Source organism: Pseudomonas cyclaminis, assembly GCF_015163715.1.
Taxonomy (GTDB): Bacteria; Pseudomonadota; Gammaproteobacteria; order Pseudomonadales; family Pseudomonadaceae; genus Aquipseudomonas; species Aquipseudomonas cyclaminis.
The window spans coordinates 1-9,459 of sequence record NZ_JADDUM010000199.1; the positions used below are offsets into that span (position 1 = coordinate 1).

Genomic DNA, 9,459 nt, shown 5'->3' on the forward strand with positions numbered 1-9,459 from the left:
CATTAGGGCAAGCCCCCTCTCACATTTAGATCCTCATCAAGCCTTAGGACTTCTTGGCCTGCTGGTAGAGCGGCATCACCTTCGGAATCGCCGCCTGCAACGAGGCAATCCGGCTGTCGGACGCCGGGTGAGTGCTCATGAATTCCGGCGGCGAACCTTCCGAAGCCTTGGCCATCTTGTTCCACAGCGTGATGGCGGCGTTCGGGTTGTAGCCGGCGCGGGCCGACAGCTCCAGGCCAATCAGGTCTGCCTCGTTTTCATTGCTGCGGCTGTTCGGCAAGGTCATGCCGTAGTTGGCCACGGTGTCCGCCAGTGCCAGGCTGTCCTGGCCCAAACCGAACAATGCACCGGCGCCCTGCTTGGCGATCTCGATACCGTACGCCTTGGACATCGCCTCACGGCCGTGTTCGCGCAAGGCGTGGGCGATTTCATGGCCCATCACCGCTGCCAACTCGTCATCCGTCAGCTTGAGATTGTCGATCAACGCGCTGTACACGAAGATCTTGCCGCCAGGCCCGCAGTTGGCGTTCATCTCATCGCTCTTGATCAAATTCACTTCCCACTTCCACTGCGCTGCATCAGGGCGGAAGGTGGGCGCCTGGGCGATCAAACGCTTGGCGATAGCCTGCACGCGCTTGGCGTTGGCACTGGTCTTGTCCAACTGGCCTTTGGTACTGGCTTCACCCAGCGTCTGCTGGTAGGACTGGGCATACATCTGGTCGACTTCCTGACTCGACAGCATGCTGAACATGTACTGCTTGCGCTCAACCCCAACGGCGCCGCCGCTGGTGGTATTGACCGACTGACACCCCGCCAGCAGCATCGCCGCCGCCAATACACTTACCGCCACTGTTTTTTTCATCAACACTCGCTCCCTGAAAAACGCCCTCGAAACATGGCGCGTATCGTAGGCGCTCATTTGTATCGGCGCCAGATACAACAGACGCTTAACCGCTGATTTTCAGATACATCCTACAGCACCCTTCAGGTTCAGGCCGGCGTCAGGCACTCCGGCCCATTGAGCTTGGGATCGTTGACCATGTTGGCCAGGACTCGCTCGCGCAACGCGACGGGCTCACTGGCCAGCAAGCTTTGCAGCACATGCAACGGCGTTTCGGGATCAAGCCAGGCGGCCTGCCCCGCCGCGTCCAGGATCAACGGCCGGCGTTGGCTCTGGGCGGCCTGAGTCACCACAGCAGTGCTCAGCCACACTTGCTCCTGCACCGGATAGGCTTCCCAGATGGCAGCAAAAAACAACGTGGAGCCCTCCCCCGGCGTCAGCCAGTACGGGCGTTTGCGCTGGGTGCCGCGCCATTCATAAAAGCCGTTGGCCGGCAGCAGGCAGCGACGCTGGCGAAAGGCTTCGCGAAACATCGGCTGCTCGGCCAGGGTTTCGGCACGGGCATGGGCCGGGGTGCGGGAAAGGTCAGTCAGCCAGGGCGGCGTCAGGCCCCAGCGGGCGCGGGCCAGGGTGTGCTGGCCGTCGTTCAGGCGCTGGATGAGCACCGAATCATTCGGGGAGATGTTCCACTGGGCCTGCTGGTCGGCCGGAAAGCCGGGCAAGGCAGCAAAGGTGGGATTCCAGCGAAACAGGGCATAACGTCCACACATGGGGCAACACGACTCTTGGGTAAACCGGCCGACAGCCTAACAGACCAGCACGTCAGGGAAGCTGTCGGGTTCATCGCCGGGCACGGGTTGCGCGCCGATGTAGGCGGTGATCAGCTCGCGGGCATCCACGGCCCGGTCGTTGTCGACCTCCAGCCCCAGCAGGCCGAAAATCGGCAGCTCGCCGGTGCCGCCGAGCAGATGCCGCCCCACCAGGTGGGCTTCGATGCCCTCGCTGGCGAGCATCTGTTGCAGCAGCTCGCCCTCCATCAGGTTTTCCGGTTCGTAGATTCGCTGCATGGCTGTACCCGTTATTCGTTTTCGCCGCGAGTCTCAAGCATCCATTCGTCACCATGCACCTGCAGATCAAAAATGATCGGCCTGCAACACACCTGACAGTCTTCTATGTAAACCTGATCACCGCCGGACAAGTCCACCGTTGTATCGACCTCTTCACCACAATAAGGACAATCGTAGGTCGCAGTTTCCAGCATCGCAGTCTCCCAAGTGACTTGTGCGTATAATCGCCGGTCTATTTACAGGGCTATTTCCGGCCAGGCCAATTACCTGGGCCGCTCCCTGGTATTTCCTTTACTTACCCTAGCCGTTTCTAACAAGAGAGCATGATGGGCGAATTCGATACCATCCGACCTTACAACGACAGCGAAGTCCCGGCAGTGCTGGACCGACTGTTCAGTGACAAGGCCTTTCTGGACATCCTGACCCACTTCCGCTTCCCGCGCTTTGCCGGCGCCCTGGGCTGGCTGCTCAAGCCGATGATCGCCCGCAAACTGCGGCGTGAGTTCGCCGGTGTCACCACCGTGGCGACGCTGCAGGACAAAGTCGAGTATTACGTCGACCATACCATTGACCGGGCGACCGACGGCGTGACCTACAGCGGCGTCGAGCAACTCAAGTCGGGCAGTGCCTACCTGTTTCTGGCCAACCACCGCGACATCGTGATGGACCCGGCCTTCGTCAACTATGCCGTGTACCACGCCGGCCTGCCGACACCGCGTATCGCCATCGGCGACAACCTGCTGCAAAAGCCGTTTGTCAGCGACCTGATGCGCCTGAACAAGAGCTTCATCGTGCACCGCTCGATCACTGGGCGAAAGGAGAAGATGGCAGCATTCAACCTGCTGTCGGCCTACATCAACCATTCGATCCGCAACGACTGCCAGTCGATCTGGATCGCCCAGGCCGAGGGCCGCGCCAAGGATGGAGATGATCGCACCGAGTCGGCGATCCTCAAGATGTTCCACGTCAGCCGCAAGGAGGAGCCGTTTGCCGAGGTGATCCAGTCGCTGAACCTGACGCCGGTGTCCATCAGCTACGAGTACGACCCGTGCGATACGGCCAAGGCCCGCGAGCTGTATATCCGCGCCACCACCGGCACTTACGTCAAGGCGCAAGGTGAGGATGACGTGAGCATTGCCCTGGGCATTACCGGCTACAAAGGCCGCGTGCACATCAACTTCGCGCCGCCGATTACTGAGCGCTTCGAAGACACCAAAGTGCTGGCCGTGGAAATGGATCGACAGATTCTCGGCGGTTATCGGCTGTTCCCGGTGCACTACCTGGCATATGCCCAGTGGAGCGACGCCGACCCGCAATTACAGGTGCCAAAGGCGGCCGAGGTGTTCCCGGCGGATGAACTGGCCAAGGCGAAGGCCGAGTGGGAGCGGCGCCTGAACGAATGCCCGGCGGAGCACCGACCGTTTCTGGTGGTGCAATATGCGACGCCGGTGCGCAATCAGTATCGGGTGAAGGCGGGAATTGCGCTGTAAACACCGATCAAAAATGTGGAAGGGGCGGTTTTTTCAGATTCGGGTGCTGAGCCAGGAAAGGGCCAGCCCCAGCCCCAGACAGGCGAAGCCGATCCGGTAAGCCACCCGATGCGCCCGTTCGGTGCGCACATCCAGGAACAGCATGGGCTGATCGATGGCCCGGTCTTCGCTTTGTGCGGTCAACTCGGCCATGGCGCGTTGTTCGCGCAGGCGGGTAATGAACAGCAGCGCTGCACCAGGGCAGGCTACCAATAAAGCCACAGCATTGATCAATAGTGCGGGCAGCGCCATCGCAAACCTCAGGAAAACAGTGTCTGGGTATCAGTTCAGATACATACCTGAACGGACAGTGGCCTCCAGCGCCTAAAACGCTCCATCCCCCATGGACGGTTAATGTATCCAGTAATTTACAGCGTCACCTGAACGTCACCTTAACAAGCCACTCTGTTGCCCTTCGAACGTTCGGGAGCTTGTCATGCTGCACGCGCACAACCAGGATCGGCTGTATCTGATTGCCCAAAGCGATGAGCAAGAGGCGCTGGTCGGCGGCCTCGCATTCAACGTGCAGGACCGCCATTGGCTGGTGTACTGCGCCCTCGGCGGGCACCAGCATGCGGACCTGCCGGAGGCCGATCTGTTGACCGGGGTGAGCATGCTGGACTTCTGTATCGACACTGCCGCGTGAAACTGAAGACGAAAAAAGACCGGGCTCATCACTGAGCCGGTCTTTATTTGGACGGTTACTGCATTTGAACCGTTACTGCGCGCTGAGCAAGGAACCGATGCTTGGATCCTTGAACAGGCGGGTCAAGGCGTCACTCAGGACATCGCTGACCAGCTTGGTGTTGGTTTCCTGGTTCGGCGACATGCCGAAACGCTGGTTCAACGATGCGCCGTAGCGGCCGCTGTAGCGACGGGTACCGGCGGTGACGTCGGACTTGAACGTTGCGCCGATGGCGGCTTCAGTCACGTACAGGCCTTCTTTAGGCGATTGATACTTCAGTTCCGCCAAGGTGATGGTCAGCTGAGGAGCGCCTGGCGCGTTGGCGCTCGGCGTGAAGCCCAGCAGGCGCACGGCTGCTTCGGCCTGGGCCTGCAGCTTGGGCAGCACGTCCTGGCCGGTCACCGAGATAAGCGCGGTCTCCGGGTACAGGCCACCGCGAGAGCCCAGCGTAGGCGAAGGACGACCATCCACAACACGTACCGACACCGGCTGACCGTGACCTACCGGGGCCAACTGCGTGGTGAGCTTCGGTTGTGGGCTCAGTTGTTGCGGGCTGTTGGCGCAGCCAACCAAGGTCAAACTGGTCACAGTGATCAAACCGAACAACAGGCGTTGCAACATGCGCTTCTCTCCAGAAATCAGGTACCGACAGGCCGGCAGTATAGCGGGGCGCCCCCGCAGGGAACTAGCGTCAGTTACAACCTATGACTCGTCGCCTCGGCAGCGGTTCGCTGTCATTGATATGTCATAGCCGTTACATCGAGTCGTCATCCCCACACGGCATGCTTACCCCCAATCTCAGGAGGGCTCTCGCCATGCAATTTCTCTGGTCACTGTTTACCCGCAAGCCGGCCCTTCGTCAGTTCGCCCGGCTCGATGCACAAGGCCGTTGCCAGGCGTTCAAGGAATGCAGCCAGCCGCCTGTGGGCGACGGTTGGGTGGAAATCGATGAAATCCGCCTGAGCTGGATGCATCACCCGCTCCCCGCCCGTGCCCGTGTAAGCCCACGTCCTGTGCGGTCGCCACGTCACCAGCCGTTGGCCGCCTGACCGAAGACCTAATAAAAGTCATAAAACACGCCCATTTCCCTGACGTTCTTCGCTACAATCTCCCCCCGATTATAAGGACGTCTCCTGATCGGGCCTCGCAGCATCGTTAATGCCTCGGTATTAACCCCAAGAATCGCCCACAGAGAGCCGCCCACACAGATCGAGTGAAGCTGGCGCGCTTGCTGTTTCCTTTGCAAACCACCCGCCTTTACCGAATCTGCCAGAGCTGCCATTGCGCTCGGCCACTTGAGTTGTTTGCCCGTTTTGCCGCGTGTCGGCAGAAGTATTGCGGGCCAGGTGCCAGGCCGGGGCAGCCCTTTTTTGAGGTTCACGTCTTCAAAAGAGCGTGAAAAAACGGGTTTTCACAACTTCACAAGAGTGTGGCGAGCAAATGAATAGTTTGGCGTTTGTACAAGCACCATCAGCGTCTGGAACAGCCCAACCACACAGGACCGAGTACTCCTCAACAACCGGAGCTTGAGCCTGTCCGCTACGGATTGATTGCACGAAACGCACGCTTTGACCATAAGTCGAATTGCCACAGGCGCCCATGAATGCGTTCATAGGCAGATCAGGCCGGGCAGGAAGCGTGCGCTGAAGTTGCAAAGAATTGCGAAACGGACATGGCGATCCTGGCCATGGGTAATCTGGGGCAACACGTGAACCGCCCCGTCACTCCTGGCAGCCATGCCGTCAATTTGGTGCTGCAGATTTTGGAGACGCGTTAAATGGCGCATAACGAAGCAGTCGACGTAGTACTGGTAGGGGCCGGCATCATGAGTGCCACCCTGGCCGTATTGCTCAAAGAGCTCGACCCCGGCCTCACGCTGGAAGTCGTTGAGCTGATGGATTCGGGTGCAGCGGAGAGTTCCAACCCGTGGAACAACGCCGGTACCGGTCACGCCGGGCTGTGCGAGCTGAACTACACGCCGCAGGCCGCCGATGGCTCCATCGACATCAAGAAAGCCGTGCACATCAACACTCAGTTCGAAGTGTCGAAGCAGTTCTGGGCATACCTGACCAAAAAGGGCACCTTTGGCTCGTCCAAGTCTTTTATCAGCCCGGTGCCGCACCTGAGCTTCGTGCAGGGCGACAAAGGCGTGTCGTTCCTCAAGAAGCGCTTTGAATCCCTCAGCCAGCACCACGCGTTTTCGGACATGCACTACACCGAAGACCGCAGCGAGATGGCCGAGTGGATGCCGCTGATGATGCCGGGCCGCCCGCTCGACGAAAAAATCGCTGCCACCCGCGTGATGAATGGCACCGACGTCAATTTCGGCGCCCTGACCAACCAATTGCTCGGCCACCTGACCAGCTCCCCGGATGCCCAGGTCAAGTACAGCAAGCGCGTGACCGGTCTCAAGCGCAACGGCGCCGGCTGGACCGTGAGCATCAAGGACGTCAACAGCGGCACCAGCCGTGAAGTGGACGCCAAGTTCGTGTTCCTCGGTGCCGGTGGCGCAGCCCTGCCGTTGCTGCAAGCCTCGGGCATCGAAGAAAGCAAAGGTTTTGGCGGCTTCCCGGTCAGCGGCCAGTGGCTGCGTTGCGACAACCCCGAAGTGGTCAAGCACCACCAGGCCAAGGTCTACAGCCAGGCCGCCGTGGGCTCGCCACCGATGTCGGTGCCGCACCTCGACACCCGCGTAGTGGATGGCAAGAAATCCCTGCTGTTCGGGCCGTACGCCGGCTTTACCACCAAGTTCCTCAAGCACGGCTCGTTCCTTGACCTGCCGATGTCGATTCGTGCTGGCAACATCGGCCCGATGCTCGCGGTGGCCCGCGACAACATGGACCTGACCAAGTACCTGGTCAGCGAGGTGCGTCAATCCATGGAGCAGCGCCTGGAATCCCTGCGCCGCTTCTACCCTGAGGCGAAAGCCGAAGACTGGCGCCTGGAAGTGGCCGGCCAACGGGTGCAGATCATCAAGAAAGACCCGAAGAAAGGCGGCGTGCTGCAATTCGGCACCGAGCTGGTCGCGGCCAAGGACGGCTCCCTGGCGGCGCTGCTGGGCGCTTCTCCGGGCGCGTCGGTGACCGTTTCGATCATGCTGGAGCTGATTGAACGTTGCTTCCCGGCCAAGGCGGCGGGTGAGTGGGCAGCCAAGCTGCACGAGATCTTCCCGGCACGGGAGAAAGTCCTGGAGACCGACGCCGAGCTGTATCGCAAGATCAACACGCAGAACAACATCAGCCTGGAGCTGGTGGAGCAAAGCAACGAGGCCGAAAGCTACGCTTGAGGCATTGCTGCCATAAAAAAAACGCCCCTCGGGGCGTTTTTTTATGGCTGGGGAAAATCAGCCGCGGGCGTTTTCGATCAGCGCTATGTACTCAGGCGCATTGCGCTGGTCCTTGATCAGATCAACAAACGTCTGGCCATGTTCATCCTTGCCATCCAGGTCCAGGCCGGCTTCCTTGAAAAAGCCCAGGAAGCGCTCGAAGTCGTCGATACGCAGGCCACGGTAGGCCTTGATCAGTTTGTGCAGGGACGGTGAAGTCGCGTCAACCGGCTCGAAGTCCAGGAACAACTTGATCTGATCGTCGCCGATCTCGTCACCAATCACCTGTTTCTTATCTTTACGCATTACCGACTCCAGCCTGCAGACATTTACACGGGGCTTGAAGTCTACCTGTGAGACGCAAGCTCCGAAAGCACTGGAGATCCAAGGTGTTTTGATTATTTGGTGCGGACTGCACCGGTGTGCAGGTCCGCCCAGATATGCCCGTTGGCATAACTGAGGAACTGTACATACACCGTGTCATTGCGCAGCAAATCGACGATCACCCGGTATTGGGCCACCGGATACGACAGCGTCAGCGTCTTGCTCTTGTCATCAAACACCGGTTTTTTCAGGCTTTTGCTTTCGGCATCGAAATTGAGCACCACCTGGTTGATTGTCGCGCCTTTGTTCAGGGACTTGCCCTTGAGGCGGATCATCAGCGGCGACGTTACCGGGATCGGTTGCTGGTTGGATTGGCGCTGGTTGCCCACCACCACCGCGTACTCGGTGACTTGCAGCAACTGCTGCTGGTCAGGGGTTTCAGTGCGCAGCGTCAGGTCATCCGGCGGCAGGAATTGAGCATGCATCGGCGCCGGAGCGGCGGCCAGGGGCAAACTCAGGGTCAGCGCCAGGACGGCGCACGTGCGAATCAACAGGCTCATGTACAGCTCCAGGCGCAGGGGCCACGCACGATAGCATGACAACCCTGCGCCGGGCCTGGGTCACATGCCTTTGACGGCGTAGATCCCATTGGCGTTGCGCCAGTAGCCTTTGTAGTCCATGCCATAACCGAAGATGTAGCGGTCGATGCACGGCAGGCCGACGTAATCCGCCTTGAGGTCCGGACGGGCCTTGCGGTCGTGGTCTTTGTCGATCAGCACGGCGGTGTGCACTTTGCGCGCGCCGGCGTGTTTGCAGAAGTCGATGATCGCGCCCAGGGTATGACCTTCGTCGAGGATGTCGTCGATGATCAGCACGTCGCGGTCGATGAACGAGACTTCCGGCTTGGCTTTCCAGAACAGGTCGCCGCCGGTGGTTTCGTTGCGATAGCGGGTCGCGTGCAGGTAGGACGCTTCCAGCGGGAATTGCAGGTGGGTGAGCAATTTGCCGGCGAAAATCAGGCCGCCGTTCATCACGCAGAAGACCACCGGATTGGTGTCGGCCATTTCGCGGGTGATGTGGGCGCCGACCTTGGCGATCGCAGCTTCGACTTGCGCTTCGGTGTACAGGCAATCAGCCTCACGCATGATTTGACGGATATGCTCAAGATCAGCGGACATAGCGCTCTCCAAGGGGTGCTGTGGCAAGAAAAGCGGGCGAAGGTACGCTTCTCATGCGCTCCGGGCAAGCCTTAATGGACTAACGTACTAGATGTCTATAGGACAACACCCTCGGATAGATTAATCTAGGCCGGTTTTTTTGCCCGCCGCCGGAGCCTTTCCCATGCCCACTCGCGAGATCCGCCACCCGCTGATCCAGCACAAGCTCGGCCTTATGCGCCGCGCCGACATTAGCACGAAGAACTTCCGTGAGCTTGCTCAGGAAGTCGGAGCGTTGCTCACTTACGAAGCCACCAAGGACCTGCCCCTTGAAACCTACGAGATCCCCGGTTGGGCCGGTCCCGTACAGGTAGAAAAAATCGCCGGTAAGAAAATCACCGTGGTGCCGATCCTGCGCGCCGGTATCGGCATGCTCGAAGGCGTCCTCAGCCTGATTCCGGGCGCCAAGGTCAGCGCCGTAGGCGTGGCCCGCAACGAAGAAACCTTGCAGGCCCACACTTACCTGGAAAA

14 protein-coding genes are annotated in these 9,459 nt (G+C 59.8%); 5 read left to right on the forward strand and 9 right to left on the reverse strand.

What is annotated here, in order from left to right; all coding sequences use genetic code 11:
• Positions 1-43 precede the first annotated feature (43 nt).
• From IQK56_RS23105 to IQK56_RS23120, 4 genes are all read right to left on the reverse strand, one after another.
• Positions 44-862 (reverse strand): M48 family metallopeptidase, encoded by an 819-nt coding sequence (locus IQK56_RS23105; protein ID WP_099587146.1) that lies wholly within the window; start codon positions 860-862, stop codon positions 44-46.
• 128 nt (positions 863-990) lie between these two features.
• The gene (locus IQK56_RS23110) at positions 991-1,611 is read right to left on the reverse strand and encodes an SOS response-associated peptidase (protein WP_122307394.1); all 621 of its coding nucleotides are present in this window, start codon (positions 1,609-1,611) and stop codon (positions 991-993) included.
• A 36-nt stretch (positions 1,612-1,647) separates the two neighbouring features.
• A complete protein-coding gene (locus IQK56_RS23115) occupies positions 1,648-1,908 on the reverse strand; it encodes a putative signal transducing protein (RefSeq protein ID WP_099587144.1) in 261 nt (86 codons plus the stop codon).
• A gap of 11 nt (positions 1,909-1,919) precedes the next feature.
• Complete coding sequence (locus IQK56_RS23120; protein WP_122307393.1) at positions 1,920-2,102, reverse strand: CPXCG motif-containing cysteine-rich protein; 183 nt, start codon at positions 2,100-2,102, stop codon at positions 1,920-1,922.
• Between the two features lie 132 nt (positions 2,103-2,234).
• Between IQK56_RS23120 and IQK56_RS23125 the strand changes: the two genes are divergently transcribed.
• Entirely contained in the window at positions 2,235-3,398 is a 1,164-nt protein-coding gene (locus IQK56_RS23125; RefSeq protein WP_183140513.1) for a 1-acyl-sn-glycerol-3-phosphate acyltransferase, read from the forward strand.
• Positions 3,399-3,431: 33 nt separating this feature from the next.
• Here IQK56_RS23125 and IQK56_RS23130 read toward each other — a convergent pair whose 3' ends face one another.
• Entirely contained in the window at positions 3,432-3,689 is a 258-nt protein-coding gene (locus IQK56_RS23130) for a hypothetical protein (RefSeq protein WP_122307391.1), read from the reverse strand.
• Positions 3,690-3,873: 184 nt separating this feature from the next.
• Here IQK56_RS23130 and IQK56_RS23135 point away from each other — a divergent pair, with 184 nt between their 5' ends.
• Positions 3,874-4,083 carry a hypothetical protein gene (locus IQK56_RS23135; RefSeq protein WP_099587140.1) on the forward strand — a complete coding sequence of 70 codons (210 nt, stop codon included), beginning with the start codon at positions 3,874-3,876 and terminating at the stop codon, positions 4,081-4,083.
• A gap of 72 nt (positions 4,084-4,155) precedes the next feature.
• On the opposite strand, the gene IQK56_RS23140 is transcribed toward IQK56_RS23135, so the two are convergent.
• Positions 4,156-4,743 (reverse strand): YajG family lipoprotein, encoded by a 588-nt coding sequence (locus IQK56_RS23140; RefSeq protein WP_099587139.1) that lies wholly within the window; start codon positions 4,741-4,743, stop codon positions 4,156-4,158.
• Between the two features lie 194 nt (positions 4,744-4,937).
• Here IQK56_RS23140 and IQK56_RS23145 point away from each other — a divergent pair, with 194 nt between their 5' ends.
• The gene (locus IQK56_RS23145; RefSeq protein WP_122307390.1) at positions 4,938-5,171 is read left to right on the forward strand and encodes a hypothetical protein; all 234 of its coding nucleotides are present in this window, start codon (positions 4,938-4,940) and stop codon (positions 5,169-5,171) included.
• Between the two features lie 728 nt (positions 5,172-5,899).
• Entirely contained in the window at positions 5,900-7,408 is a 1,509-nt protein-coding gene (mqo, locus tag IQK56_RS23150; protein ID WP_150760780.1) for a malate dehydrogenase (quinone), read from the forward strand.
• Positions 7,409-7,465: 57 nt separating this feature from the next.
• Here mqo and IQK56_RS23155 read toward each other — a convergent pair whose 3' ends face one another.
• The 3 genes from IQK56_RS23155 to IQK56_RS23165 all read right to left on the reverse strand — a co-directional run bounded on the left by IQK56_RS23155 (position 7,466) and on the right by IQK56_RS23165 (position 8,949).
• Positions 7,466-7,753, reverse strand: a complete 288-nt coding sequence (locus IQK56_RS23155) for a PA4642 family protein (protein ID WP_122307388.1) — start codon at positions 7,751-7,753, stop codon at positions 7,466-7,468.
• A gap of 92 nt (positions 7,754-7,845) precedes the next feature.
• Positions 7,846-8,331: a hypothetical protein gene (locus IQK56_RS23160; RefSeq protein ID WP_150675056.1), complete on the reverse strand. Its 486-nt coding sequence runs from the start codon at positions 8,329-8,331 to the stop codon at positions 7,846-7,848.
• Between the two features lie 60 nt (positions 8,332-8,391).
• Positions 8,392-8,949 carry a hypoxanthine-guanine phosphoribosyltransferase gene (locus IQK56_RS23165; RefSeq protein ID WP_032886291.1) on the reverse strand — a complete coding sequence of 186 codons (558 nt, stop codon included), beginning with the start codon at positions 8,947-8,949 and terminating at the stop codon, positions 8,392-8,394.
• 163 nt (positions 8,950-9,112) lie between these two features.
• Between IQK56_RS23165 and upp the strand changes: the two genes are divergently transcribed.
• A partial coding sequence (gene upp / locus IQK56_RS23170; protein ID WP_193901841.1) for a uracil phosphoribosyltransferase occupies positions 9,113-9,459 on the forward strand: 347 nt, incomplete at its 3' end.